The organism is Dyella solisilvae (genome assembly GCF_003351225.1).
GTDB classification, from domain to species: domain Bacteria; phylum Pseudomonadota; class Gammaproteobacteria; order Xanthomonadales; family Rhodanobacteraceae; genus Dyella; species Dyella solisilvae.
In genome coordinates, this window is the sequence record NZ_QQSY01000001.1 from 749,534 (window position 1) to 774,115 (window position 24,582).

At 66.4% G+C, this 24,582-nt stretch carries 26 protein-coding genes; 13 read left to right on the forward strand and 13 right to left on the reverse strand.

The genetic code is table 11. The features are described from left to right. Positions 1 to 150 precede the first annotated feature (150 nt). Positions 151 to 351, forward strand: a complete 201-nt coding sequence (locus tag DVT68_RS03300) for a hypothetical protein (RefSeq protein WP_114823600.1) — start codon at positions 151 to 153, stop codon at positions 349 to 351. Positions 352 to 360: 9 nt separating this feature from the next. On the opposite strand, the gene DVT68_RS03305 is transcribed toward DVT68_RS03300, so the two are convergent. The 3 genes from DVT68_RS03305 to DVT68_RS03315 form a co-directional block, all read right to left on the reverse strand. Continuing rightward, positions 361 to 1,074, reverse strand: a complete 714-nt coding sequence (locus DVT68_RS03305) for a pseudouridine synthase (protein ID WP_114823601.1) — start codon at positions 1,072 to 1,074, stop codon at positions 361 to 363. Next, positions 1,071 to 2,135: a class I SAM-dependent methyltransferase gene (locus tag DVT68_RS03310; RefSeq protein ID WP_114823602.1), complete on the reverse strand. Its 1,065-nt coding sequence runs from the start codon at positions 2,133 to 2,135 to the stop codon at positions 1,071 to 1,073. Before DVT68_RS03310 ends, DVT68_RS03305 begins: the two co-directional genes overlap by 4 nt. A 74-nt stretch (positions 2,136 to 2,209) precedes the next feature. After that, a complete protein-coding gene (locus tag DVT68_RS03315) occupies positions 2,210 to 3,088 on the reverse strand; it encodes a pseudouridine synthase (RefSeq protein ID WP_114823603.1) in 879 nt (292 codons plus the stop codon). A 306-nt stretch (positions 3,089 to 3,394) separates the two neighbouring features. Here DVT68_RS03315 and DVT68_RS03320 point away from each other — a divergent pair, with 306 nt between their 5' ends. The 6 genes from DVT68_RS03320 (at position 3,395) to DVT68_RS03345 (ending at position 10,814) form a co-directional block, all read left to right on the forward strand. Beyond that, the gene (locus DVT68_RS03320) at positions 3,395 to 5,323 is read left to right on the forward strand and encodes a S1 family peptidase (protein WP_233523323.1); all 1,929 of its coding nucleotides are present in this window, start codon (positions 3,395 to 3,397) and stop codon (positions 5,321 to 5,323) included. 257 nt (positions 5,324 to 5,580) lie between these two features. Next, on the forward strand, positions 5,581 to 6,948 hold the full coding sequence (locus tag DVT68_RS03325) for an NfeD family protein (protein ID WP_114823605.1): 1,368 nt from the start codon (positions 5,581 to 5,583) through the stop codon (positions 6,946 to 6,948). Between the two features lie 23 nt (positions 6,949 to 6,971). Beyond that, the gene (locus DVT68_RS03330) at positions 6,972 to 7,727 is read left to right on the forward strand and encodes a slipin family protein (RefSeq protein ID WP_114823606.1); all 756 of its coding nucleotides are present in this window, start codon (positions 6,972 to 6,974) and stop codon (positions 7,725 to 7,727) included. Positions 7,728 to 7,853: 126 nt separating this feature from the next. Continuing rightward, positions 7,854 to 8,405, forward strand: coding sequence for a YaeQ family protein (locus DVT68_RS03335; RefSeq protein WP_114823607.1), 552 nt, complete (start codon positions 7,854 to 7,856; stop codon positions 8,403 to 8,405). Between the two features lie 23 nt (positions 8,406 to 8,428). Then, complete coding sequence (locus DVT68_RS03340) at positions 8,429 to 9,685, forward strand: TIGR03862 family flavoprotein (protein WP_114823608.1); 1,257 nt, start codon at positions 8,429 to 8,431, stop codon at positions 9,683 to 9,685. A 100-nt stretch (positions 9,686 to 9,785) separates the two neighbouring features. Further along, on the forward strand, positions 9,786 to 10,814 hold the full coding sequence (locus tag DVT68_RS03345) for an HDOD domain-containing protein (RefSeq protein ID WP_114823609.1): 1,029 nt from the start codon (positions 9,786 to 9,788) through the stop codon (positions 10,812 to 10,814). A 110-nt stretch (positions 10,815 to 10,924) separates the two neighbouring features. Here DVT68_RS03345 and DVT68_RS03350 read toward each other — a convergent pair whose 3' ends face one another. Continuing rightward, positions 10,925 to 11,920 (reverse strand): LLM class flavin-dependent oxidoreductase, encoded by a 996-nt coding sequence (locus tag DVT68_RS03350; protein ID WP_114823610.1) that lies wholly within the window; start codon positions 11,918 to 11,920, stop codon positions 10,925 to 10,927. Positions 11,921 to 12,183: 263 nt separating this feature from the next. Here DVT68_RS03350 and DVT68_RS03355 point away from each other — a divergent pair, with 263 nt between their 5' ends. Further along, complete coding sequence (locus DVT68_RS03355; RefSeq protein WP_114823611.1) at positions 12,184 to 13,242, forward strand: DMT family transporter; 1,059 nt, start codon at positions 12,184 to 12,186, stop codon at positions 13,240 to 13,242. A 333-nt stretch (positions 13,243 to 13,575) separates the two neighbouring features. Here DVT68_RS03355 and DVT68_RS20240 read toward each other — a convergent pair whose 3' ends face one another. From DVT68_RS20240 to thpR, 7 genes are all read right to left on the reverse strand, one after another. Continuing rightward, on the reverse strand, positions 13,576 to 13,767 hold the full coding sequence (locus tag DVT68_RS20240) for a hypothetical protein (RefSeq protein ID WP_147281659.1): 192 nt from the start codon (positions 13,765 to 13,767) through the stop codon (positions 13,576 to 13,578). Positions 13,768 to 14,097: 330 nt separating this feature from the next. Further along, positions 14,098 to 15,273, reverse strand: a complete 1,176-nt coding sequence (locus DVT68_RS03360; protein WP_114823612.1) for a YncE family protein — start codon at positions 15,271 to 15,273, stop codon at positions 14,098 to 14,100. A 47-nt stretch (positions 15,274 to 15,320) separates the two neighbouring features. Continuing rightward, positions 15,321 to 16,133 (reverse strand): creatininase family protein, encoded by an 813-nt coding sequence (locus DVT68_RS03365; RefSeq protein WP_114823613.1) that lies wholly within the window; start codon positions 16,131 to 16,133, stop codon positions 15,321 to 15,323. Between the two features lie 126 nt (positions 16,134 to 16,259). After that, positions 16,260 to 16,523 carry an oxidoreductase-like domain-containing protein gene (locus DVT68_RS03370; protein WP_325050402.1) on the reverse strand — a complete coding sequence of 88 codons (264 nt, stop codon included), beginning with the start codon at positions 16,521 to 16,523 and terminating at the stop codon, positions 16,260 to 16,262. Next, positions 16,477 to 17,244 (reverse strand): class I SAM-dependent methyltransferase, encoded by a 768-nt coding sequence (locus DVT68_RS03375; RefSeq protein WP_114823615.1) that lies wholly within the window; start codon positions 17,242 to 17,244, stop codon positions 16,477 to 16,479. Before DVT68_RS03375 ends, DVT68_RS03370 begins: the two co-directional genes overlap by 47 nt. A 119-nt stretch (positions 17,245 to 17,363) precedes the next feature. Next, positions 17,364 to 18,755 carry a M20/M25/M40 family metallo-hydrolase gene (locus tag DVT68_RS03380; RefSeq protein ID WP_114823616.1) on the reverse strand — a complete coding sequence of 464 codons (1,392 nt, stop codon included), beginning with the start codon at positions 18,753 to 18,755 and terminating at the stop codon, positions 17,364 to 17,366. 114 nt (positions 18,756 to 18,869) lie between these two features. Continuing rightward, entirely contained in the window at positions 18,870 to 19,481 is a 612-nt protein-coding gene (gene thpR / locus DVT68_RS03385; RefSeq protein ID WP_233523324.1) for an RNA 2',3'-cyclic phosphodiesterase, read from the reverse strand. A 179-nt stretch (positions 19,482 to 19,660) separates the two neighbouring features. Here thpR and DVT68_RS03390 point away from each other — a divergent pair, with 179 nt between their 5' ends. The 3 genes from DVT68_RS03390 to DVT68_RS03400 all read left to right on the forward strand — a co-directional run bounded on the left by DVT68_RS03390 (position 19,661) and on the right by DVT68_RS03400 (position 21,390). Continuing rightward, positions 19,661 to 20,062: an ExbD/TolR family protein gene (locus tag DVT68_RS03390; RefSeq protein WP_114823618.1), complete on the forward strand. Its 402-nt coding sequence runs from the start codon at positions 19,661 to 19,663 to the stop codon at positions 20,060 to 20,062. A 395-nt stretch (positions 20,063 to 20,457) separates the two neighbouring features. Continuing rightward, a complete protein-coding gene (locus DVT68_RS03395) occupies positions 20,458 to 20,811 on the forward strand; it encodes a hypothetical protein (protein ID WP_114823619.1) in 354 nt (117 codons plus the stop codon). A gap of 36 nt (positions 20,812 to 20,847) precedes the next feature. Further along, a complete protein-coding gene (locus tag DVT68_RS03400) occupies positions 20,848 to 21,390 on the forward strand; it encodes a Spy/CpxP family protein refolding chaperone (RefSeq protein ID WP_114823620.1) in 543 nt (180 codons plus the stop codon). Between the two features lie 66 nt (positions 21,391 to 21,456). On the opposite strand, the gene DVT68_RS03405 is transcribed toward DVT68_RS03400, so the two are convergent. Further along, complete coding sequence (locus tag DVT68_RS03405) at positions 21,457 to 22,110, reverse strand: 2'-5' RNA ligase family protein (RefSeq protein WP_114823621.1); 654 nt, start codon at positions 22,108 to 22,110, stop codon at positions 21,457 to 21,459. A gap of 224 nt (positions 22,111 to 22,334) precedes the next feature. On the opposite strand from DVT68_RS03405, the gene DVT68_RS03410 reads away from it, so the two are divergent. Further along, the gene (locus DVT68_RS03410; protein ID WP_114823622.1) at positions 22,335 to 22,793 is read left to right on the forward strand and encodes a hypothetical protein; all 459 of its coding nucleotides are present in this window, start codon (positions 22,335 to 22,337) and stop codon (positions 22,791 to 22,793) included. A 147-nt stretch (positions 22,794 to 22,940) separates the two neighbouring features. After that, positions 22,941 to 23,228 carry a GIY-YIG nuclease family protein gene (locus DVT68_RS03415; RefSeq protein ID WP_114823623.1) on the forward strand — a complete coding sequence of 96 codons (288 nt, stop codon included), beginning with the start codon at positions 22,941 to 22,943 and terminating at the stop codon, positions 23,226 to 23,228. 37 nt (positions 23,229 to 23,265) lie between these two features. Here the strand turns inward: DVT68_RS03415 and DVT68_RS03420 are convergent, their stop codons facing one another. Then, on the reverse strand, positions 23,266 to 24,498 hold the full coding sequence (locus DVT68_RS03420; RefSeq protein ID WP_114823624.1) for an MFS transporter: 1,233 nt from the start codon (positions 24,496 to 24,498) through the stop codon (positions 23,266 to 23,268). Positions 24,499 to 24,582 lie beyond the last annotated feature (84 nt).

A 24,582-nucleotide genomic window follows, 5' to 3' on the forward strand; every position in this document is an offset into this window, starting at 1 on the left:
TATTTCTAACGCTAACGTCTTATGTAATTTGCGACAGCTTCGCGTAATGATTTGTAACGCTGTTCAGTACCGATTGGCATTTGTGCACCGCTCGTGAACGTGGTTTAGTGCGCTCCAGTGGCTAACGCAGGGGTAGCCCGGAGTAAATTCATGCACATGCTTCTTGCCCGTTCCGCCTTCGAGCGCGGAATGCAGCTAGTAGCAGGGATGCTCTCCCATCGGGACACGCAGGACGCCTCACAAAAAGATTCACAGGACCACAGCTGTTCCCAGCTGGTTTCCTGGCAGCCTGGCGCGCAATCGCGCCGGGAAGACGAGCTCGCCCGCCGACGCATCGTCGCGGTCGACTGAGCGCTGCCTTCAGACGGCCGGAGGCGCGCTGAAGACCTGCGCGACCTCTTCCGCCGCCAGTGCGCGCCACTGCCCGGCCGGCAGCTCGCCCAGCGTCAGTCCACCAATGGCGACGCGCGTCAGCGTTTCCACGTGGTTGCCCGCCGCGGCGAACATCCTCCGCACCTGATGGTAGCGCCCTTCGGTGACGATCAGCCGCGCGTGACGGGGGCCTAGCACGTCGAGCACGGCCGGTTCCAGTGGTTCGCGCTCGGATTCCAGCATCAGCGTGCCGCTGGCGAACAGCGCCCCCTCGTCGCCGTTCAGATCACGCGCCAGCGTGGCCTCGTAGACCTTGGCCACCTGCGCGCGCGGCGAAATGATCCGGTGCAGCAACGCTCCGTCGTCGGTGAACAGCAACAGGCCGGAGGTGTCTCGATCGAGCCGCCCCACCGTGGACAGTGCCGGGTCGCGCAGGCGATAGCGCGGCGGCAGCAGGTCGTACACGACGCGGCCCGTGTCCTTGCGTGAGCAGGTCGCGCCCAGCGGCTTGTTCATCATCAGCAGGAGCCCGGCCGGCGGATCCAGCGGCTCGTCGTCGACGCGGATGTGCTCGTGGGACACCTTGTCGTCCGCATACAGCACCTCGCCATCGGGGTCGGTGATGCGACCTTCGCGAAACATCAACGCCACGTCCTTGCGGCTGCCATAACCCAGGTTGGCGATCAGCTTGACCAGTTTCATGCGCGTACTCCGCGGGACTCGATCACCTTGAATCCATCCTGCGTCACCACGGTACGTACCTCATTGAAACGTGAGGCCAGCGTGGCCTCGTAGGGAAGATGCCGGTTCGCCACCAGCCACAGCCGGCCGTGCGGCAACAGCGCATGGGCGGCATTGGCGATGAAGGCGCGCCCCAGCTCCGGCAGGTCGGCGCGCCCCTGGTGAAACGGCGGGTTGCTGACAATGGCGTCGTAGCGCTGCGACAGACCCTGGGTGACGTCGTGCCAGTTCAGCGCGAACGCCGCCGGCTGGGCGCGCGCCCGCAACGCCTCCTCCAGATTGATTCGCGCCGGCTCCAGCGCCCGCGCCTCAGCCTCGTACAGGTCGATCGAGGTCACCGCCGGGCAGCGCGCCAGCACCTGGGCGGACAGATAACCGTAGCCCGCGCCAAGGTCGGCCACGCGCCCGCCCAGATCGACCGACAGATGCGCCGCAAGCAAGGCGGAAGCGGCATCCACGCGATCCCAGGCGAACAGGCCCGCCCGGCTCATGTAGCCCGCCGCATTGCGGCGGGGTTCGTCGAGCGCGCTCCATGCGTCCAGCAGCTCGTTGTCGACCGCCTCGCCAGGGGTCGCCCAGAACACGCGGCATTTGTGCTTGGACAGTTGCTGCAGCGGCCCCGCCAGCCGGGCAAGGTCCGACTCGCCGGACTTGGCGCCCTCGGCGTTGGGCATCGCCGCCAGCACCACACCACGGGGCGCCGTGCGGCGCACCGCCTGGGCGAACAACGCCCGCGCTTCGTCGCGCTGCCGTGGCGGCAACACCAGCACCAGCGGGTAGCGGGATGCATCGTCATCGCCCGCCAGCGACAAGCCGCTGCGCTGCAACGCGTCGGCGAACGGCTTGAAGCTTTGCGCACACGCCCAGCCGGGACGGGCCATCTCACGCAGACGGAATCCATCGCGCGCGCGCATGAACAACACGCGTCCGTCGGCGGGCAGCGCCAGCGCACCCGTTTCGAACGGCACGAACAAAGCCTCCAGCACTGCATCGTCGGCAGCAACGGAGAACACGGCAGACATCACGGGCAGCCCGTCAGCTAGGGATTGGTGCGCATTTTAGCGGTCCGGCGCGCGCGACGTCCCGCCCTGCGCGATCACGGAGGCGACAGCAAGGACAACTCGCTGACGAACTCGCGGGGCCTGCCACTGAGCGGATCGATGAAGGCCAGCCGCCGCGCCAGCAGTTGCAACGGCCGCGCGGGGTCGTCGGGCGCCTGCTCGGACAGCTCGGGATAGAACGGATCGTGCAGGATCGGCGCGCCAAGCCCGGCCATGTGCACGCGCAACTGGTGCTTGCGCCCGGTGACCGGTCGCAGGGCATAACGCCAGCACTGCTCTGTGCGCTCGATCGGGTCGATCCAGGTCTCGCTGTTGGCCACGCCTTCGGCTTCGCGCATGCGGAAAAACGGTTCGCCCGGCTCGATGCGCGAGCGTCGCACATGCGGAAAGTCCAGCGCCGGCAGCGGCGCCGCCCAGGCTTCGTAGCCCTTGTCGATGCGTCGCTCGCGGAACAGCGCCTGGTACGCCGCCCGGCTGTCCGGATTGGCCGAAAACAGCACCAGACCTGCCGTATGCCGGTCGATCCGGTGCAGCGGCGCCAACGCCGGATTGCCCAGGTGGCGGGTGAGCCGCGCCAGTACGGTTTCCTCCACGAAGCCGCCGGCAGGCGTCACCGGCAGGAAGTGCGGCTTGTCCACCACCACCAGGTGCTGATCGACGTGCAGCAGGGTTTCGCGGAAGGGAATCGGTTGCTCGTCGATCACCTCTCGGAAGTAGCGCACGCCCAGCCCCACCCGATAGGGCGCGTCCGCGGTCAGCGGCGACCCCGCCTCGTCCTCCACCAGGCCTCGCGCGAAGCGGCTTTCCCACTGGCCGCGGTCGATCCGCGGGAAGTGCGCGCACAGGGCGTCGAGCACCGTGACCCAGGGGCCGGGCGGCAATTGCAGCAAGCTGGCGGCAAGCGGTCGGGTCATGCTGGCACCTGGCGCACGAATGTCTGCAGCTTAGGGCATGTTCCGCGATCCGGCGAATGACCGATCGCGGGCACAGGCGAGACGGCGACATGACTTCGTCGCCCATACCATTCCGGCCCCGCCCGGCTTCGCTACACTTCGACAGGCATCGGGCGCGAGCCCGAGGGTACGACGCCACCCGGGCGTCCTTGGAAAAGCAGACAGGGGCGGAACATGGAGCAGCGGGCAATCCGAGTTCAGCAGGATGTTTCTCCACGGCGACGTCGTCGACCACTCGCTTCATGGTTCGCATGGCTCGCGCTCGCCATGCCGATCGCCGCCGGCGCCGCCACGCTCGATCCTGCCGTGCTTCCGCGCGTGCAGGGCGCCACCTTCGAAGTGGTGATCCCCAAACCGGTCAACGATCCGCTCACCTACGAAAAGCCCTTGCCGATGGACCTGCTGCCGTTCCAGCAGCGCAACGACAAGTACTACTCGGTGGGCACGGCCTTCGCCGTGGGCGAGAACCGCTACATCACCGCCGGCCACGTGCTCTCCATTGGCATCGACAACCTGATGGGCGAGCCCGCCGTGCGCGACGCCAACGGCCACGTGTACGCCATCGACAAGATCACCCGCTTCTCGCTGCAGGAAGATTTCGTCGAATTCACCCTGAAGGATCCGCCGAAGGTCGCGCCGCTCGAGGTGAACACCCAGCCGACCATGAACGACGTGGTCTACGCCGTGGGCAATGCGCTGGGCACCGGCATCGTGATTCGCGACGGCCTGTACACCTCGCAGACGCCGGAGGAAGAGGACGGCCGCTGGAAGTGGATGCGCTTCTCCGCCGCCGCGTCGCCCGGCAACAGCGGCGGCCCGCTGCTGGACAAGGACGGCAAGGTGATCGGCCTGGTGCTGATGAAGTCACCGGACGAAAACCTCAACTACGCCCTGCCCATCGACCTGGTGCTCAAGGCGCCGGCCAACCTCGCGGTGGCGGACACGCGCGGCGTGTACCAGCTGGACGTGATCGACAACAAGCATCCCGGCCGCTTCCAGGCACAGTTCCCGCTGCCCAAGAGCTTCGCGGACTTCAGCGCCACCCTCCAGAAGCTCTACGACGCCAACGTCGACCAGCAGCTGCATGACCTGCTGGCGGAAAACGCGGCGACGCTGTTTCCGCAAGGCGATGGCTCCAGCCGCCTGCTGCACAGCGGCTCCACCCTCAGCCCCTTCCCCTCGCTGCTCCATCGCAGCAATACCGGCACCTGGATCATCGCCGCCGCCAGCGAGAGCAAGGGCACGCTGCCGCACAACGGCTATGTATCCAAGGCGATGGTGGGCAACCAGATCATGTTCCACCTGCGCAAGCCGGACGACGTCTCCAGCAAGCAGCTCTACAACGATCCGAAGCTGTTCATGGACCTGTTGCTCAAGGGCGCCCCGATGCAGCGGCGCGTTGCGTCCGAGCAGGTCCGCATCACTTCGCTCGGCCAGCCGTCCGAGCAGCGCATGTTCACCGACCGCTACCAGCGCCACTGGCAGGTGCGCGTGTGGCCGATGGCGTATGACAACTCCGAAATGATCGCTTTCCTGCTGCCGGTTCCGGACGGCTATGCGGCGATGGTGCGGGTGGCCACCACCCGGCATGCCCACGAGGAGGCCGGTGACCTGCAGGCGCTCACCGATTACGTGTATGTCTCCTACAGCGGCACGCTCGCGCAATGGAAGGAGTACCTCGCCAACACCGCGCTGCTGCCCGCGGCGCTTTCCGACATCGCCATCCATTTCGATTACGGCAGCGACTTCCACTACCAGTCCAGGCGCCTCTCGTTTGCCTATACCCCACAATTGCAGAAGATCGACCAGGACAGTCAGCTGGTGCTCGGCATGTCCTACTTCGAAGACCACGGCAAGGTGGTGTGGGACGTCTCCAACGTGGTGGTGAAGTCCAATATCGAGAACGCGGAAAAGATCGGCTTCAACCGCCACATCGCGCCCTCCGACGATCTCGACGACAGTTTTCGCAATTACTGGGGCAAGATTCTCCGCCGCGATCATCCCGACGACGGCGTGCCTTACAGCGAAAATGACATGACCTACATCGGCACGGTCGGCAGCACGCAAGTCGCCGCCGATGCCAAGCCGGGCGTGCTGTACACCGCCTACTACGGCGTGGACGGACCGCGGCCGGAGGAGACCATGAAGGGCAAGCTCAACCTGCTGGTCGAGAAGTTGCAGGTCAACGAGCACTGAGGGAAATGGCTGGGCGAGCGGCTGGCGATCCGGCCGCTCGAACCACGCCTGCAAGCCAGCAAACCATCACGGCAGCCAGTGTCTTTCACTGACGACTGCGTGATGGAAACAAACGCGCCGTGAAATGACACGTGCGCCCCAGCAGGAGCCATGGCGGCACGGTCGCCCCTACGGCCCCTGGAACGCCGCGAGCGTCTCACACCGAAACAACACACCGAGGCGCAAAGTGATGCCGCCACCTTCGAGGAGGCCCACGCATGAGGCGATGGCTCGGGATGTTGGCAGGCGCGCTTGTCGTCGTGCTGCTTGCCGGATCCACAGTGGCCGCCCCGGCCACTGGCGGGCCTACGCGCGCTGAACCCTTCGTGGCGCGGCTGGACCTGATCGGACCGATCGGCCCGGCCTCGGCCGAATACGTGGATGACGTGCTGCAGCGGGCAACCCAGGACGGCGCCAGCGCGATCATCGTGCAGTTGGATACGCCCGGCGGCCTGTCCGACTCGATGCGCCAGATCATCGCCAGCCTGCTCGCCGCCAAGCTGCCGGTGCTGGGCTATGTGGCGCCCAGCGGCGCGCGCGCGGCGTCTGCCGGCACCTACATCCTCTACGCCTGTCCGTTCTCCGCCATGGCGCCCGCCACGCACCTGGGCGCGGCGACGCCGGTGCCTTTGGGCGGCGAAAGCCCGTTGCCGGTCGGCAACCCACCGGCGCCGGCCGCGACGGCGGCCAAGCCGCCGCCCGATGCGGAAAGCACCAAGGTGCTCAACGACGCCATCGCCTCGATCCGCTCCCTCGCCCAGCTCAACAACCACAACGCCGCGTGGGCGGAACAGGCAGTGCGCGGCGCCGCCACGCTCACCGCGAACGAGGCCTTGCAGAATCATGTGATCGACCTGATCGCGCCGGACACCACGGCCCTGCTCGCGGGCGCCGAGGGCCACCACGTGCGCGTGGCCGGCGCCGACGTCACGCTGCATCTCGCCGGCCTTCCGGTGCGCGACTATCCGCCGAACTGGCGCACGCGCTTCCTCGGCATCATCACCCACCCCACCCTAGCCTATCTGCTGTTGCTCGCGGGCGTGTATGGACTGGTGCTGGAGGCCTTCCATCCCGGCGCGTTGCTGCCCGGCGTCGCCGGCGCCATCTGCCTGCTGATCGGCCTGTACGCCTTGCAGTTGCTGCCGGTGAACTACGCGGGACTGGCCCTGATGGCGTTGGGCATCGGGCTGGTGCTGGCCGAGGCGCTGGCGCCCTCGGTGGGCGCGATCGGCATTGGTGGCGTGATCGCCTTCGTGATCGGCTCGGTCATGCTGTTCAACACCGGCGTGCCCGGCTATGCGGTGAACGTCGGCGTGATTGGCGGCATCGGGCTTTCCGGCGCCGCCGTGCTGGCCATGCTGTTGCGCCTCGTGACCCGCTCGCGACGAGCGCGCCCGTTCAATGGCGACGCCCAGTTGCTGCTGGCCACCGGCGAGTTGATGCAGGCGGTGAGCGCCGGCGGCGAAGGCTGGGCGCGCATCGCCGGAGAACAATGGCGCGTGCATAGCGAAGCGGCGCTTCCGGCTGGCGCCCGCGTGCGCGTGACCGGCCGCGACGGGCTGCTGTTGCGGGTGACCCAGGCATGACTGGCTACCAGGAGGTGACACCTATGCTCGGCTTCTTCGGCGTGATCGTGGTGTGGGTCGCTGCGCTGCTGTTCCTGTCGATCAAGGTGCTGCCTGAATACCAGCGCGGCGTGGTGCTGACACTGGGTCGCTTCACCGGCATCAAGGGGCCGGGACTGGTGATCCTGATACCGATCGTGCAGCGCATGACGCGCGTGGACCTTCGCGTCACGGTGATGGACGTGCCGCCGCAGGACGTGATTTCGCGCGACAACGTGTCTGTGCGCGTGAATGCGGTGGTGTATTTCCGCGTGATGGAACCGGACAAGGCGATCCTGCAGGTCGCCGATTTCTTCCAGGCCACCAGTCAGCTGGCGCAGACGCGCCTGCGCTCGGTGCTGGGCCAGCACGAGCTGGACGACATCCTGTCCCAGCGCGACTCGATCAACCACAGCCTGCAGCAGATCCTCGACGACGCCACCGACCCCTGGGGCATCAAGGTGAGCAACGTTGAGATCAAGGACGTGGACCTCAACGAGACCATGGTGCGCGCCATCGCTCGCCAGGCCGAGGCCGAACGCGAACGGCGCGCCAAGGTGATCCACGCCGAAGGCGAGCTGCAGGCCGCCGAGAAACTGCGCGACGCCGCGAGCCTGCTGGCACAGGAGCCTCAGGCGCTGCAGTTGCGCTACCTGCAGACCATGGCCGACATCTCCAACAGCGGCAAGGCCTCCACCATCGTGTTCCCGCTGCCGCTGGACCTCGTGAAGCCCTTGCTGGACAAGCTGAGCCAGGGCTGACCCTGCCTGCGCGCGGCCAGTTTCGTCCTGGGGCCGCACCACCTCGGGGGTCGCGCACCGGGGCGCTCCTACAGGAGCAGCACGGGCCACGTACAATAGGCGGCTGACCGTCACCCGGATGCCGCCATGGCCCTCACCGCCACTATCTACAAGGCCGAACTGCAGGTCAGCGACATGGACCGGCACTACTACGCCACGCATGCGCTGACCCTCGCCCGCCATCCCTCGGAAACCGAGGAGCGCCTGATGGTGCGCCTGCTCGCGTTCGCGCTGCACGCCGACGAGCGGCTGGAATTCGGCCGTGGCCTGAGCGACGAGGACGAACCCGCGCTGTGGCGCCGGGACTACGGTGGCGACATCGAACAGTGGATCGAGCTGGGCCAGCCCGATGAGGCGCGCATCCGCAAGGCCTGCAACCGCGCGCAACAGGTGGTGGTCCTCAATTACGGCGGCCGGGCGGCCGACATCTGGTGGGACAAGAACGCGGGCGCACTGGCGCGCCACCGCAACCTGACGGTGCTGGACCTTGCCGGCGAGACCGTCGACGCCCTGGCCGCGATGAGCGCACGCAGCCTGCGCCTGCAATGCCTGATCCAGGACGGCCAGCTGCAACTGCTGGGCGACGACGCCAGCGTGACCGTGGAGCCGCGCACGCGCATGGCTCCGGCGGCCGCCTGACCGCTCGTTCGCAGCACGCCCTCATGCCGACCAGCCCCGCCCGCCCCCGCCTCGCCGTCATCGGTGGTGGCCCTGCCGGCCTGATGGCCGCCGAAACGGCTCGCGCCGGCGGCCTGGAGATCGACCTGTACGAAGCCAAGGGCTCGGTCGGCCGCAAGTTCCTCATCGCCGGCAAGGGCGGCATGAACCTCACCCATGGCGAGCCCAAGCCGGATTTCGTGCAGCGTTATGGCGCGCGGGCTCCGGAGGTGGCCGCCTGGCTCGACGATTTCGACGCCGACGCGCTGCGCGAGTGGGCGCGCGGGCTCGGCGTGGATACCTTTGTCGGCAGCTCCGGTCGGGTGTTTCCCAGCGACCTGAAAGCAGCGCCGTTGCTGCGCGGCTGGGTGCATCGCCTGCGCGAAAGCGGCGTGCAGTTTCACGTGCACCACCGCTGGCTGGGCTGGAACGCGGACGGAAGCCTGCGCATGGCCACACCCGAGGGCGAGCGCTCCATCCACGCCGACTCCGTGGTGCTGGCCCTTGGCGGCGGCAGCTGGCCGCAACTTGGTTCCGACGGCGCCTGGCAACCGTGGCTCACCGACCGTGGTGTCGACGTGGCGCCGCTCGCGCCTTCCAACTGTGGCTTCGATATTGGCTGGAGCGAGCACATCACCAGCCGCTTCGCCGGTGCTCCGCTGAAGCCCGTGGTCATCCACCTGCGTGATGCTTCCGGCAGCGAACACACGCGTCAAGGCGAATGCGTGGTCACCGCCACCGGTATTGAAGGCAGCCTGATCTACGCCTTCTCCGGAATGCTGCGTGATTCCATCGCGGCGCATGGCGGCGTCACCATCGAGCTGGACCTGTCGCCGGGACGCACCCTTGAGCGCCTGCGCGACGAACTGGCCCGGCCACGCGGCAGCCGCTCGATGAGCGATCACCTGCGCCGCCAGACCGGTCTCAGCGGGGTCAAGGCCGCGCTGCTGCACGAAGTGCTCGATCGCGAGCGATTCCACGACGCCGATGCCCTCGCGCGCGCCATCAAGCGCTTGCCGCTGCGCCTGCTGCGTCCACGGCCGATCGCCGAAACCATCAGCAGCGCCGGCGGCGTGCGACTGGAAGCACTGGACGAGAACCTGATGCTCAAGGCGCTGCCCGGCGTGTTCTGCGCCGGCGAGATGCTCGACTGGGAAGCCCCGACCGGCGGCTACCTGCTGACGGCCTGCTTCGCCAGCGGCTACCGGGCGGGCCGGGGCGTGGTCCGCCGGATTGGCGAACTGCCCGCCGCCAGCCTTTGATGACCGCGTCGCAACCTCGGCAATCCACCCTACATGTTCTGGACTTCCCGCCGATACAGGAGCGGAGCGGGGGCGGGTCATGAGTGGAGCAGGCAACGCAATGAGGGGGATCCGGGACTGGTTCTTTGCACGTGGCCGCGCGCCCGCGACGGCGGCGCCGCGCCCGTCTGCGAGCGAACTGACAAGGCTTTCCGGGGACGAAGGCCCGCACGGCACAGTGTCCTGCGACCAGTTGGAAGAAAGCTTCTACCGCTTCATTCTCAACCTGCCCGTCGATGCCGGCGAGCAGGCCCAGCCGGCGCTCGAACAGATGCTGTTGCAGCGCCTTAAGGACACCTGCGACAGCGGCCGCTTCGACGTGCGCAGCCTTCCGCGCATGCCCAGCGTGCTGCCCCAGCTGATGCGCGCGATGAAGAGCGACACCGTCAACGGCGCCCAGCTCGCCGACCTGATCCGGCGCGACCCGGTGCTGGTGGGCGAAGTGATGCGGGTTACCGGCAGCGTCACCTATCGCACCGCCCATCCGATCGGAAGCCTGCAACACGCCGTGGTGCTGCTCGGCCAGATCGGCCTGCGCCACGTGGTGACCTCTTACGTGATGAAGCCGATCCTGATGGCCAGCGCCGGCAACAGCGGGCAGGTCGTTGGCCAACGCTTGTGGGACCACGCCGAACGCAGCGCCCACGCGGCGGTGTTCCTGAGCAAGGGACAATGCGACCCGTTCGAGGCCTACCTCGCCGGCCTCGTCGGTTTCACCGGCCTGGGCGCCATCGCGCGCCTGATGGACAGAGGCCTGGGCCAGGACCAGCCAGCCTGCTCGTCACTCTTCATCGCCGGCTGCGCCCGCCTCGCCGCCCAACTCACGGTGCAGGCCTCACGGCACTGGGACCTGCCGCCGCCAGTGCTGGATGCGCTGGTCGAACAAGCCGAAAGCACGGCCGATGCGATGACGCTGCCAATGAGTCGCGTGCTCCACGTGGCGCAACGACTGGCGATGCGCCAGCTGCTGGCCGAACAAGGGCTGCTCGATGGCGACACCGACTACGCCGGCGAGGCGTTCTCACCATTCCCCGCGCCACTGCTGGCACGTTGCCGACAGGATCTGCGGAAGAACTTCGCCGAGCCCTGAGTTCTACCTTCGCATCGCCCTCTTCAGGAGGGCGCCAAAGAGCGCAACCGCGGGCAGTTTGCACGCCCCTCGCGCGCGGGGCCGTTTCCTACTGGGGGGGTGCGCCGCGTTCAGGCGGCGGCGAGCTGCTGGCGCACCTCGGCCACCATCGCGAACGAGCGGCAGCGCGCCTCATGATCGAACACGTTGGCCGTGACCATCAGCTCATCGGGGCGATGACGCGCGACAAACGCCGCGAGGCCATCTCTCACCGTGTTGGCATCGCCGACCACCGCGCACGCCAATGCCCGCTCCACGCCGAACTTTTCGGTGGGCGTCCAATAGTTCTCGATGTTGTCGATGGGCGGCGGGATCAACCCCGGCCGGCCGCGCCGCAGGTTGATGAAGCTCTGCTGCTGTGTGGTGAACAGCCGTCGCGCCTGCGCGTCGCTGTCGGCCGCGACCACGTTGATGCCCAGCATCGCGTAAGGCGCTGACAACCGGCGTGATGGCCGGAAATCGCGGCGGTACAGGGCTACCGCCTCGTCCATCTGGTCCGGTGCGAAGTGCGAGGCAAAGGCGAACGGCAGCCCCATCGTCGCGGCCAGCCGCGCACTGAACAGGCTGGAGCCCAGCAGCCACACCGGCACCTCGATCCCGGCGCCGGGCACCGCCCGCACGGGCTGGCTGTCGGTGGCCGGTTCGAAGTACGACAGGAGTTCGGACACGTCCTGCGGGAATGCCTCGGCGCTGTCGAAATAGCGACGCAGTGCGCGCGCCGTGGCGTGATCGGTGCCGGGGGCGCGCCCCAAACCAAGATCGATGCGCCCAGGATAAAGTGACGCGAGCGTGCCGAACTGTTCGGCAACCTGCAGCGGCGCATGGTTGGGCAACATGATGCCGCCTGCCCCCACCCGGATGGTCGAGGTGCCGCCCGCCACGTGACCGATCAGTACGGCGGTCGCCGCACTGGCGATGCCCGGCATATTGTGGTGCTCGGCGAGCCAATAGCGGCCATAGCCAAGCCGTTCGGCGCGGCGGGCCAGATCCAGCGTGTTGGCGAAAGCCTGTGCCGCGTTGCTGCCTTCGGTCACCGGCGCGAGATCAAGTACGGAAAACGGGATCATCGGGCGTCCTCTGCAATCAAGCCGGTGATATGGGGACGGATCGAGGCATTGCCAGCCCCGTCCGCCACGCCACTTGCTCCGCGGATGAAAGGACCGGTGAACGCCCATGATGCACAACCTGGCAAATAGCCGTCCAAACGTGCGATGCGCGAGACCAGGAATCCTCGTCTTTCCAATACGTGTCGAATGCCATAGGCGCCATGCATCGGCGCCGCAACGTAGAATGGGCAGGTAGGGCCGCTGCATTCCATCCCGAGGCATGCATGAATCGAACGACGGTTCCCCGCGATGTATTCGCCGCGCTGGCGGCCGCCGCGCTGTTCGGCGCGAGCACGCCCTTTGCCAAGCTGCTCGTGGGAAGCGTGTCGCCGTTCCTGCTCGCCGGCCTGCTCTATCTGGGCAGCGGCATCGGGCTGGGCCTCATCCGCACGGTGCACCTGCGCAGCCTGCGTCCGCCGACGATGCCGCTACACGAATGGGTCTGGTGGCTGGGCGCCCTGCTGTTTGGCGGCGTGCTGGGCCCGCTACTGCTGATGCTGGGCCTGGCCCGTACATCGGCGTCCACAGCGTCCATGCTGCTCAACCTCGAGGCAGTACTCACCGCTGTGCTGGCATGGGTGGTGTTTCAGGAGAACGCGGATCGTCGCATCGTGGCCGGCATGCTGCTGATCGTGGCCGGCGGTTTGTTGCTGTCGTGGTCGAGCGCCGCTGACGGCCTCGACTCCTGGCTCGGCCCTGCCGCCATCGCCGGCGCCTGCCTGTGCTGGGCCATCGACAACAATCTCACGCGCAAGGTCTCCGCCAACGACGCGCTGTTCATTGCAGGAAGCAAGGGCTGGGTCGCAGGCTTCATCAACTTGTCGCTGGGACTGGTGCTTGGCGCCAGACTGCCTTCGTTTGCGCACGCCGCGCCGGCCATGCTGATCGGTTTTCTCGGCTACGGTGTGAGCCTCGTGCTGTTCGTGCTCGCCCTGCGTGACCTGGGCAGCGCGCGCACCGGCGCGTACTTCTCGACCGCGCCGTTCATCGGCGCCGCCATTGCCATCGCCTTGTTCGGGGAACACGCAACGGTCGCGTTCTGGATCGCAACAGCGTTGATGGGCGCCGGCGTGTGGCTACACCTCACCGAGCGTCACGAACACGAGCATACCCATGAGCCGATGCGCCACACGCATCGCCACGTGCACGACGAACATCATCAGCACGAGCATGATTTCGACTGGGACGGCAGCGAGCCACACACCCACCCGCACTGGCACTCAGCGGTGACGCACACTCATCCGCACTTTCCGGACATCCATCATCGGCACCGGCACCGCTGAAGACATGCGGCAATGGAACCGCACTGTCTACGAACCGCGCGGGCGGTTCGTACGGGAATTCATCAACCCATTCGCCAGCTGCGCTGCTCCAGCCTCCCGCAACGCGCACATTCGCGACGACCGGGCTCCGGGCGCATCCACTTGTGCTTGAACAAACGGCACGCCAGCCGCCCGGACCAATGCTTCCACTTCACCGCCATCACCTCGACCCACCCTGTCAAAATGTGCTCTTCATCACAATTTAACAGTTGCCTTCGGCAAAGGCGATGCGTGGGTGTCAAAAATTTGGCGTAGGCATTGCGAACACGCGCGCAGGCAAACTACTCGCAAGGTTCACGCAAGAAAAAAGTTTTTGGGAATGAAGAAAGGTGGACGCAACCGCACCGTCATGCAGGTTCGGTTGCGAATGACGTTCGCACCATGTGGCCTTGCGCCACCGAGCCCATGCAAGATCCTCAACGCGCCTTTGCCTTCGGCGAATTGAAGGGTGATCCTTTCGATATCCGCCATCAGCGCATTCATCATGCTGCAGCGGCGCCTTGCTCCATCAGGAACTGGGACTCAGCCAAGGCGCCAGGCACGAAGTTGAACACCTCCGCAGCGGCGGCATTCGCGGCGACCGGGTTCCGGGCGCACCCATTGGTGATTGGAAACGCGGCATATCAGCCGCGCCAGCCACTGCTTCCCGCTCATGCTCGGCCCCTCGTATCGCAAGTCAAAATGTGATTCGCATCACAACTTGACCGCTATATTCGGGGCCGGCGATTGCTACGCGATGACAGTGCGGAGACTCGTGCGCGCAGCGGGGTGTCCTTCGTTACGACGAAGGACACCCAAAGCTCCCGATCAAAGGGCTTAGCGCATGATGCCGGTATGGCCCAGCGAGTAACGACCCGGCTGCGGCCACACGGCGAGGCCGTGGGGTTCCTGGCCCACGGGAATCTTGCGCACCTGGCCGGTGGTGGTGTCGAACGCATACACCACGTCATCAAAGCGGCCGGACAGCCACAAGGTCTTGCCATCCGCGCTGACGTTGCCCATGTCCGGGCTGCCGCCGCCAGGGATCGGCCAATTCGCCACCACCTTCTGCGAGGCGAAGTCGATCACCGACACGCTGCCCTTGCCGCCACGCGGACCATGCACCTTGTTCGAGCCGCGGTTGGCCACGTACAGCTTCGTGCCGTCACGGCTGGGATACAGGCCGTGCGTACCCACGCCCGTCTTGATGAAGCCGACCTGCTTGAAGTTCGCGCCGTCGATCAGGTAAACGCCATCGGCCATCATGTCGGCGACATAGAAGGTCTTGCCATCCGGGGACGAGCGGATGTCCTGCGGCATGCCCTTCTTGGACAGGTCGAGGTAGCCGAGCACCTTGCGGTTGACCATGTCGATCTTGGTCAGCTTGCCGGTGAACTCGCAGGTGAAGATCGCGTAGGTTCCGTCGATGCTGAACTCGGCGTGGTTGATGCCCTTGCACTCCGGCGCCTCGAGGCTGGAGTGCAGCGCCATGGTGTGCGCATCGCGGAAGTCCAGACGCGCGTGCGCCTCCGCCACCACGATCGCTTCCTTGCCGTCCGGCGTGAAGTACATGTTGTACGGGTCATCCACCGTCACCGCCTTGCCCGGCTTGCCGGTGCGCGCGTCGATCGGGGTAAGGCTGCCGGTGTTCTTGCGCTCGGCGTTGTTGGTGACCCACAGCGTGCGCAGGTCCCACGACGGCACGACGTGCTGCGGGCCCTCGCCCACCTTGAACTTGTCCACCACCTTGTAGGTGGCCGGATCGATCACGTAGACGTCGTTGGAACGCAGGTTCGGCACGTAGATGCGCGCCGGGTCGTTCGCCACGGCGGGGCTGAGCTTGTTGAGGCCAGCCTCGCTGTACATGTTGGCGGGGTTGACCACCGGCGGCATGCCCGGAACGGTGGTGACGGACGAGGCCGCCAGAACCTGGCCGCCGAAGCACGCCGCGGCGAGCGCGAGCGGAGCGAGGCGGAACAGGCGGGAAGAGCGCAGGGAATGTGCGATGGCCATGGGCAACAACTTATGGGTGGAAGTCTGGAGGTTTCCCCGGAGGGGCGTCATGGAGCCTGGGTGTCTTTCCTCAGGGCTTCGACGGTGTGTAACACAATAGCATCGACGCCCAACTGACCAAGGTCAGCGGACGCACGGCGCGGGTCGCCGCCGTAGACGCCATCGGCCTGCCCCAGCCTGGGGCCGTGCTGGAGCAGATCCTGCCGCACCATCTGCGGCGCCACCGCCAGCTGCAGCGAAGTATCCGCCAGGCCCGCGTGGGTGCCGATCTCGTCGTCGCGATAGCCGCGCTGGCGCAGTTGCTGGGCATAGCCGTCAGAGGCGCTGGCGTAATACTCCGGCGGGACGATGGCGCGCGCCTTGCCGGCCCACGCCTTGTTGAGCCGGGCCGCGACCTGGTCCAGGTCCTTCTGGTAGCCGCCGTGATCGCCGAGGAACACGATGTGGCGGAAGCCGTGCACGGCGAAGCTTTGCGCCGCCGATTCCAGCATCTGCTCGAACACCGCGTCCGGAATCGTGATGGTGCCCGGGAAGCGCATGTGCGAGCTCGGCGGCGCGTAGCCGCCTTCGGGGACATACGCCACTACCGGCGCGACCAGAGCGTTGCCCAATCGTTCGGCGATCTTCTGGGCGAGGAAAGCAGCCCGGGCGTTGTGCTTGCCGACCGCGATGCCCGGACCGCTCTGCTCGGTGCCGCCGATGGGAATGATGATGGTGGTCTTGCCGGCATGGACCTGGTCGCGGATCTCGGTCCAGGTCAGGTTCTCCAGCAGCACGGTGCGCGGCGTCTGGGCCAGGCCGGCCTGGCTGACCAGGAGCAGCAGGCCGCACGCGAGGGCACGCAGGGACAGGGAGTGCATCGAACCATCCGGCAAAACGGAGGCGCAAGTGTAAAGCCCAGCCTGTAGCGGCGCACCCCGTGCGCGACCGAGGCAGTGACTCGACGCTGTGGTCGCGTACAGGTTGCGGTCCTGCAGGGGCCCGGTTTATTCGGGCGATTCGCCGGGGTGGCGCTCCTTCCACGCCGCCAGTTCTTCGCGATAGCGGCCCATCGCCTCGTCGTAGAGGTCGAAGATGCAGGGCACGCAGCCCTGCCCGCAGCAATCCTCGTCATCGGGTCGCTGGGGGCGCGTGGGAGGCGGATCATCGGAGGGCGCCGCAGCGCCCTCCGTCGGGCTGGATCGAAGTGGATCAGTCAATGCTTTAGCCAGGCTTGCGGAATCGATAGACGAACTGGTCGGTGTGACCACGTATCGCCTTGTCGAATACCTTGATGTTATGCGGGTCGGCCGGGTTACGCAGCACGTCGCTCTCGCCGTCGAACACGAAGCCGACCGACTCCACCTGCTTCTTCACGATGGCCGGATCGATGCGGTGCAGCGTGTCGGTGTCGCGCATGCCCGAACCTGCTTCGGCCACATGATCGATCACCACGAACAGGCCACCCGGCTTGAGCGAGTCGAACACCTGCTTGTCGAACACCACCGGATCGACGTTGCCCATGAACTTGTCGGGATAGTCGTGGTAGTTCTGCGAGGTGAACACCAGGTCGACCTTCCCCGGCGTCTTGAATTCCTTGGACGGCACCATGAACACGCCCACGTTGGCGTAGTGCGGATTGGCGACCAGCGCCTTGGAGGCCTGCACATCCGACTTCGCCTCGGAGCCGTATTCGTTCGGCCACACGGCGTAGACATGGCCCGTGGGCCCGACGATGCCGCTGAACACGCGGGTGAAGTAGCCGCTGCCGGGAATCAGGTCCACCACCGACTGGCCGGGCTTCACTTCGGCGAACGCCATGATGTCGGCGATCTTGCGCCGCTCATCATTGGCGCTGTCGTCCTTGCGCGCCGGGTCATTGACGGCCGCAGTGACGTACGCGGGGATGGCCGACGCCGCCGGCGGCGTGGCCAGCGCTGCGGTGACAGGGAAAGCGAGGGCTACCAGCACTGCAAGTACGGTCGGACGCATAACGAACTCCGTGGTCAGGTTGAGAGCCGTGCAGAAACAGGGAGCCGGCTCTGGGGGCGCCATTTTGCGCCCCCAGAGCATAATCCGCAGCATGCGTTTCGGCACGTGCGGGAGGCGGCTTACCGGGCCGGGCCACCCACGGTCTTCAGCAGCACGTACCAGTAGGCCAGGTCGTCGTAGAACGACTTGACCATCACGCGCTCGTTGAGCCCGTGCGCGAAGTCGTCGCTGTTTTTCATGAACATGCCGTCGACGCCATAGGTGGGAATGCCCACGGCGCGGAAATAGATGCCGTCGGAAGCGCCGGAGTCCTGCACCGGGGTGACCGGCACGCCCGGATGAATGCTGTGCACCGCCTTGGTCACCGCAGCCACCACGTCGGGACGCAGCGGCGAGGGGTCGCTGGTGACCGCCTTGCCGACCAGGGTCACTTCGACCTTGGGCCCCACCTGCTCCTGCAGCGCCTGACGCACCGTGTCGATGGCCACGCCCGGGAACACGCGGCAGTTGATGGTGGCCGTGGCCGATTGCGGCAGCGCGTTGTCGGCATGGCCACCGCGCAGCAGGGTCGCCACGCAGGTGGTGCGGGTCTTGCCCACTTCGGACGGTTCGTCCGCCAGTACGGCAGCGGCCGCCGCGTCATGCGGGTTTTTGGCGAAGTCACGCATGGCCTGCCCCACATTGCCCTGGGTGGCGGCGCCCAGCGCCTTGAACGAGGCCAGCGTGGTGTCGTTCCACATCACCGGGAACTGATACGCCTGGACCTTCTTCAGCGCGTCGGCCAGTTCATAGATGGCGTTGTCTTTGCGCGGCAGCGAACTGTGGCCACCCGGATTGCGCGTGGTCAGCTCGAAGCTGGCATAGGCCTTCTCGGCGGTCTGCAAGCCGAACACCAGCGGCTTGCCGGCTTCGCTGAGATCGCCGCCGCCGGCGTCGGTGTTGAGCGCGTACTCGGCGTCCACCAGGTCGCGATGGTTCTTGACCAGGTCCTCCATGGTGTCCTGCGTGGTTTCCTCATCGCCGGTGAAAACGATGATGAGGTCGCGCGTGGGCACGAAGCCTTCCTTCTTGAGGCGAATGAAGTTGGCCGCGAGCACGGTGACCCCGCTCTTGATGTCCTGCGTGCCGCGTCCGTAGAAGTAGCCGTTCTCCTCGACCAGCTTGAACGGATCGCGCTGCCAGTCCTCAGGCTTGGCGGTGACCACGTCCATATGCGCCATCAGCGCGACCGGCTTGCCGCCGGTACCGTCACCGCGATAGCGCACCACCATCGACGCGGTCTCGCCCAGCGGCAGGATATGGATGTCCGAATCCGCAAAACCCGCCGCCCGGAACTGCTCGGCCAGGTACTTGGCCATCACCGGCACCTGCCCCTGGCCGATCTCCGTCTTCAATGCGATCACATGGCTGAAGATGTCGCGGGCCTGAGTCTGGTGCGGGTCCAGGGTGGTCGCCTGCGCAGGCAGCGCGATCGCGAGGGGCAGCATGGCGGCAAGCAGGGTTTTGATCATGGAGCGAATCACCGGCGTCACAAAGGTTCGGTGAGTATGTCTGGTTGCGACGCGCCATGGATCAACCGGCCGCACAGAAAGTTCTTGCCGCTATGGCTGGCCGGGTGGTGACGCCTAGCGGGACTGGAAACGCCAGGCGTCCAGCAGCTGGTATTCGCCCGCGCCGACCACGCTGTGCAGCAGCGCGAATCCTTCGACACGCCAGGCGACTGGCTCCACCCGCGTGCTGGGCGGCAAGCCGCCGCGACTGTAGGCAAAGGTCACGTGTGGGGCGAAGCTGCGTGAGATGTGCGAGCCGAGCCCGGCCAGAACCAAGGCCTGGCGCAGGTCCTGCCACAAGGTTTGCAGCGCGGCCGGCTCCTCCGACGAGCGCAGGACGCAGGGTGGCTCGCGCCCATGGAACGCTGTCGCGGTATCCAGCACCAGGTCGAATGGGCTTGCCTGCACTTTGCCGCCCGCCGAGATCGCCGCCCTGACGATGTCCTGGCGCAGCTCGTGGTGATCGCCAAGGAAATGCAGGGTGGCGTGGTAGCGCGAGCGCCGCACCATCCGCGCGCGCAGAAGCTGGCTCGCCGCCACGCCGGTCGCCACCGTCTCGATCTGCTTCGCCACCGCCTCGTCCGGGATCAGCGCGAAGAACAGTCGATGGATGGCGGCGGGCGCACCCGAACCACCTCCAAGCAGGTCGGGCTGCATGGCGTCAGGACGGGGATGAAGAGTACGCATGGGAACGAGCCGAGGAAAACGACACACCATACCGCAACCGGCCATCGACCTCGCCTTCCGCCCCAGCGGCGCCGCACTTGCCAGCCCTGCCCCGCGAGGGCGTAAGCTCAAGTCGCCAGCGCATCCCCAGGCCTGGCATCCCACATCGATGCAACATCACGCCGTCAGGAGGAAGAATCATGGCTTTCTCTGCACGTGTATCTGATGCGCCGCTGGCCCAGATCAACGTCACGCCACTCGTGGATGTCCTGTTGGTGTTGCTGGTGATCGTGATGATCACCTCGCCGATGTTGACCCATGAGTTCAAGCTCGACCTGCCCGGTCCGGGCAAAACGGAACGACAGACGGAACCCGAGACGGTGCATCTGTCGATCGGCGCCGATGGGTCCATGCGCTGGAACGATGTGCCTGTCGACGCCGCCGCGCTGGAGGTGCAGCTGGCCATCGCCGCGCATCGGAGCGAGCCGCCAGAACTGGTGGTGGCGCCGGACGACGGCGCCACCTATCAGGCGGTGGCGGGCGCCATCGCCGCCGCCAAGCGGCAAGGTCTGGACCGCATCGATTTCATGGATGCCCGATGACCGAACGCCAGGTGGAGGCGCGACACGCCTCCACCACGCCGAGGCGCCACGCCCGTCGCGCAACGCGGCATGGCGCCGTGGACGTCCTCGGCGCTGAAACCTGCGCGCGACGAAGCCCGGTGGCGATCGCAGGGATTCATCGCCGCTTCAATCTGCGGGTCACCCGCACACCACCTCAGGGGCGCCAGCCAACGCGAGCGCGGCCGTCTCTTCATCGCTGAACCGCAAAATTTCCCCGCAATACAGGCGCATGTAGCTCGCGCTCACGCGCCGCAGACATAGGCAAACCGTTCCCTAAGACACCGTGCGGCCGCGCATCCCGTTGGGTCGCCATGCACGTTGGCCGACCTATGGTTGGGTGGCACGATTCCGCCGCACCGCCGGAGGGAACTTCGATGAAATCCCGCTCGACCATCGCCATGCGCCACCGCATCGCCGCACTGCTGGTCGCGGCTCCCTGGTTCGCACTGCCGGCATCGGCACAGGATTATCGCCACGACCAGGACCGTTACGACCACGGCCATCCCGAGCACGTCGAACACCAGGACTACCATCGCGACTACTACCATCGCGATTACCAACATGGGCATGACGACACCGGCGCCATCGTCGCCGGCGCCCTGCTGGGCGTGGCCGCCGGGGCTGTGATTGCAGGCTCCACCACGCCCCAACCACCGCCCGCAGTGGTCTACACCTCCCCGCCCCCACCGCCTCCGCCGCCGGTCGTCTATGAGGACGACGGCTATTGATGAGCGCTCCGTCCCCGCCGCCAGGGAAAAACGACGATGAAAACATCACTTCGCAACCTGACCCGCCCGGCGCTGCTGTCGCTCGCGCTGGTGGCCGCGCCCTGCTGGGCGCAACAGGCCAGCGCGCCCACGGTGCCTTCCTCCACCCCGGCAGCCAGCAAGGATCACGGGCAACAGCATGCCGACGCTGTCGAGCATCGCATCGCCGACCTGCATACCCAGCTGAAGATCACCGATCAGCAAGCCAAACCCTGGGACGCCTTCGCGCAGACCATGCGCGACAACGCCCGCAAGGCCGACCAGGCATTTCGCGAGCGCGCGCAGAAACTGCCCGCCATGAGCGCGCCTGACGCGATGAGTTCATACGCGGACCTCACCGCGATTCACGCTGACAACATGAAGAAGCTGGCGTCCGCCTTCAACGATCTGTACGCCGTGCTGTCGCCTGAACAGAAACAGATTGCCGACACCATGTATCGCAACCCGGGCGACCACAAGGGAGCACCCCACAAGGGTGGCAAGAGTGGCAAGAGTCGCGCGACAGCAAATGCCTCCTCGTCCAGCGGTACGGGTGGCTGATGGCGCGACCTTCGCCGCTGCAGGCGCGCACGGCGCGGAAGAGCATGCTCCGCGCCGTGCGCCGGCCTAGGCCGGCGTACTGATGCCGCCCGGCAGCGCCAGCCGATGGTGGCTGTGCAAGGGGCCGAACTGGCTGCGCGTCTCATAGGTGGCGTAGTTCAGCGAGTGCGCCTGCAACGCCATCACGGGTGGATCGATCCCAGCCAGGCGGCTGCGCAGCACGGCCGCCGTCACCTCCTTTCGATAGAGCCCCAGCGTGATGTGGGGCACGTATGTCGACTGACGCACTTCATTGGCGGCGCCCCCCAGCCGGCTGCGCCATCGCGCCAGCCGGCCCTCGGGATCGTGCACCGGAATGAAGGCGGCCGTGGTGAAACTGTCCGGCGCAGACAACGGCAGCGCCAGCGCCGCGCCCAGGTCGCCGGACAGCATCGCGATCTGTCGTCGCAACTGCGCTGGGGAGAAATCATCATCCTCGGTCGCCGTGTCGCGAGCGAAGCCGCACACGAACACGGTGAGATGGGGCTGCCGCAGCGGGCAAGGATGCAGCAAGTCATCGAGCGCGCGCCGCGCCTCATCGATGTAGCCCAGCAGCTCCGGTTGCTCGACCGGCACGATCCACACGCCATAGCGCTCGCGCCCGCGATGCCACTCGGGGTAATCGCGCAGCTCGGCCACCTGCGTCTTGGCGGGACATCCGTTGGGATCGGAGAACAACATGGGGCGTGATGGTAACCGCGGTAGCGACCGGTCCACACGGGCAACCGCCCCGTCTTCGCCCGCGCGACCCGCGCCATGTTTTCAGGGAGCGTCGCCGTTGCTGCGCCTCTGGCATGAGCATGCCCCTGAGGAAAGTCATGTCGCCAGACGTCCGGGCGGCTACTAAAGTGGCCGTGCCAGCAGGCACGCCAGTACCGGCGCGCCGGGCGCCATGGGAGTACGTCATGCCACGTGCGCGTCACCCCGTCCTTGCCGCCACCCTGTGGGGTGGATTCGTCGCCGGCACCCTCGACATCGGCGCCGCTTCGCTGATCAGCGGCTACCACCCGCTCATCATCCTGAAGTACATCGCCGGCGGCTTGCTGGGCAAATCCTCGCTGGCCGGTGGCCTGTCCAACGCGGCGCTGGGCCTGCTGCTGCAATGGGCCATGTCGATCATCATCGCCGCCATCTTTGTGTGGGCGACGCGGCGACGCATCGCCGCCAGCAGCTGGTGGCCGGTCTGGGGCGTCGCCTACGGCGTGGTGATCTTCATCGTGATGAACTACGTGGTGGTCCCGCTCTCGGCGCTGCATGCCGTGCCCCATTTCAGCACCTTCAGCTTCATCGCCAATCTGGCCGCGATGTTGTTGTTCGGCTGGATCGTGGCGTTCTTCGCCCGGACCAAACTTGCATCGTCGTAATGGCGCTGGCGTGAGCGAAGGATCTGGAGGCACTGCCGCCTCGCAGCTCCTCCCTCACCCACCATGCGCAAGTGAAGGGCAGTTCGCCAGGAACCCAGCCATGCGGCAAACTTCCATGGCCATTCGATCGCTTCAGCACACCCGCACATGACCGACGCCGCCGCTTCCATCCCAGTCACCGACACGTGGTGGCTCTACCTGATCGAATGCCGCGACGGCACGTACTACGCGGGCATCACCAACGATCTGGAGTCGCGCTATGAGGCCCATGTCGCCGGCAAGGGCGCGCGCTACACGCGCTCCCACCCGCCATTGCGCCTGCTCGGTTCACGGCCCTACGCGAACCGCTCGCAGGCCTCGCGGGCCGAATGGGAGATCAAGCGCCTGCCGAAACAACGCAAGGTCGGCTATCTGACGGATCCCGCGACCGATTGATCCGGCCTCGGGATCCGCTGGATCAGGGATCAGGCGCTTACTCTCGAATATCGCGCACCGACGGTTTCAGCAGAGCGACGACGGCGGTCAACAAGATGGCCGCTCCCGCCAGCAGGAACGACAAGTTTTCATTCCACGCAATGAGAAAGCCCGCGACAGCCATCGACAGCGGCGCGGTTCCGAATGAGGCAAGCATGAGGACGCTGGACACGCGCCCGCGAACCTCGACGTCAATGCGTTGCATCATCCAGGCGCCGATGTGCACGTTGACGAGGCTGGCTGTCGCGCCCATGAGCAGCAGGACACCAGCGACGCTCGCCACGCCTCCCGCCCATGGAATGGCCATGAGGCAAAAGCCGAGCAAAGCCGAACCGGCGACAATCAACACGCCACGCCGACGGATTTTCCAGGCGCTGGCCACCAGGGCGCCGATCAGGCCGCCGGCCGCCAGCGCCGCCACCATCACGCCATAGGCGGAGGACGAATCGAGCCGGGTCTTCGCCAGGTAGGCAACGCCCACGGCCATCGGTCCGGCAATGCAGAAATTGAGGATCGTCGCCAACAACATGAGCGTCCGCAACGGCACGTCGCGCATGACATAGGCGATGCCCATGCCGATGCTCTTCAGCGCGCTTGCATGACGCGCCGTCAAGGGCGGATCAGGCAGAAACAGCAGCGCGGCGATGACGAAGAGGAAACTTGCTGCATCGACAAAGAGTGCGGGAGCGACACCCAGTCCAGCGATCAGGAGGCCCGCCGGCAAGGGCGCCAGGATCGCGGCGAGCTGCGCAACGATCTGCGCCAGCGACGTGGCCGCAACGAGTTGTTCGCGCTTGAGCAGCGATGGCACGTAAGCCGATTGCGCTGGCAATGCGAACGCATCGGCGACGCCGAAGGCGATCACCAGCGCGTAGATCGTCCAGGCTGAAAGCGCGCCGCGCCATGCCAGGATGCCGATCACGGCCACGCACACCGCACGGGCCGCCGCGGTCATCAACATGATCCGTCGGGCGGAGATGTGATCCGCCAATGCACCGCCGAACAGCATCAGCAGCGCGCGAGGCACGCCGCCTGCCATCAGCACGGCGCCGAGGGCGCCTGCCGATCCAAGATGCTGCAAGACCAGCCAGGGCAAGGCGACGAGGTAGAACTGGTCGCCCAGCAGGGAAATGGCGCTGCCGCCCAGCCAGCGCCGATAGATCCGGTTGCGCAGCGGGTGCTCGATGGCGGCTGGCGACGCGTCGCTGATAACGCTTGGAGATGCACTCACGGCAGGCCTCCCGGTTCAATTTGTATATGTAAATTTACATTTGCATTATGCGGGAGTCAACTGGGCGCTCGCAGGAGGAAAAGG

Bases quoted from the DNA above. Each gene is read 5' to 3' on its own strand.
- DVT68_RS03350 (WP_114823610.1), bottom strand. From the start codon at position 11,920: ATGATCCCGTTTTCCGTACTTGATCTCGCGCCGGTGACCGAAGGCAGC.
- DVT68_RS03400 (WP_114823620.1), top strand. From the start codon at position 20,848: ATGAAAACATCACTTCGCAACCTGACCCGCCCGGCGCTGCTGTCGCTC.
- DVT68_RS03395 (WP_114823619.1), top strand. From the start codon at position 20,458: ATGAAATCCCGCTCGACCATCGCCATGCGCCACCGCATCGCCGCACTG.
- DVT68_RS03390 (WP_114823618.1), top strand. From the start codon at position 19,661: ATGGCTTTCTCTGCACGTGTATCTGATGCGCCGCTGGCCCAGATCAAC.
- DVT68_RS03320 (WP_233523323.1), top strand. From the start codon at position 3,395: ATGCCGATCGCCGCCGGCGCCGCCACGCTCGATCCTGCCGTGCTTCCG.
- DVT68_RS03315 (WP_114823603.1), bottom strand. From the start codon at position 3,088: ATGACCCGACCGCTTGCCGCCAGCTTGCTGCAATTGCCGCCCGGCCCC.
- DVT68_RS03365 (WP_114823613.1), bottom strand. From the start codon at position 16,133: ATGCACTCCCTGTCCCTGCGTGCCCTCGCGTGCGGCCTGCTGCTCCTG.
- DVT68_RS03410 (WP_114823622.1), top strand. From the start codon at position 22,335: ATGCCACGTGCGCGTCACCCCGTCCTTGCCGCCACCCTGTGGGGTGGA.
- DVT68_RS03335 (WP_114823607.1), top strand. From the start codon at position 7,854: ATGGCCCTCACCGCCACTATCTACAAGGCCGAACTGCAGGTCAGCGAC.
- DVT68_RS03305 (WP_114823601.1), bottom strand. From the start codon at position 1,074: ATGAAACTGGTCAAGCTGATCGCCAACCTGGGTTATGGCAGCCGCAAG.
- DVT68_RS03310 (WP_114823602.1), bottom strand. From the start codon at position 2,135: ATGTCTGCCGTGTTCTCCGTTGCTGCCGACGATGCAGTGCTGGAGGCT.
- DVT68_RS03300 (WP_114823600.1), top strand. From the start codon at position 151: ATGCACATGCTTCTTGCCCGTTCCGCCTTCGAGCGCGGAATGCAGCTA.
- DVT68_RS03375 (WP_114823615.1), bottom strand. From the start codon at position 17,244: ATGCGTCCGACCGTACTTGCAGTGCTGGTAGCCCTCGCTTTCCCTGTC.
- DVT68_RS03380 (WP_114823616.1), bottom strand. From the start codon at position 18,755: ATGATCAAAACCCTGCTTGCCGCCATGCTGCCCCTCGCGATCGCGCTG.
- DVT68_RS03345 (WP_114823609.1), top strand. From the start codon at position 9,786: ATGAGGGGGATCCGGGACTGGTTCTTTGCACGTGGCCGCGCGCCCGCG.
- DVT68_RS03360 (WP_114823612.1), bottom strand. From the start codon at position 15,273: ATGGCCATCGCACATTCCCTGCGCTCTTCCCGCCTGTTCCGCCTCGCT.
- DVT68_RS20240 (WP_147281659.1), bottom strand. From the start codon at position 13,767: ATGATGAATGCGCTGATGGCGGATATCGAAAGGATCACCCTTCAATTC.
- DVT68_RS03355 (WP_114823611.1), top strand. From the start codon at position 12,184: ATGAATCGAACGACGGTTCCCCGCGATGTATTCGCCGCGCTGGCGGCC.
- thpR (WP_233523324.1), bottom strand. From the start codon at position 19,481: ATGCGTACTCTTCATCCCCGTCCTGACGCCATGCAGCCCGACCTGCTT.
- DVT68_RS03415 (WP_114823623.1), top strand. From the start codon at position 22,941: ATGACCGACGCCGCCGCTTCCATCCCAGTCACCGACACGTGGTGGCTC.
- DVT68_RS03405 (WP_114823621.1), bottom strand. From the start codon at position 22,110: ATGTTGTTCTCCGATCCCAACGGATGTCCCGCCAAGACGCAGGTGGCC.
- DVT68_RS03325 (WP_114823605.1), top strand. From the start codon at position 5,581: ATGAGGCGATGGCTCGGGATGTTGGCAGGCGCGCTTGTCGTCGTGCTG.
- DVT68_RS03340 (WP_114823608.1), top strand. From the start codon at position 8,429: ATGCCGACCAGCCCCGCCCGCCCCCGCCTCGCCGTCATCGGTGGTGGC.
- DVT68_RS03330 (WP_114823606.1), top strand. From the start codon at position 6,972: ATGCTCGGCTTCTTCGGCGTGATCGTGGTGTGGGTCGCTGCGCTGCTG.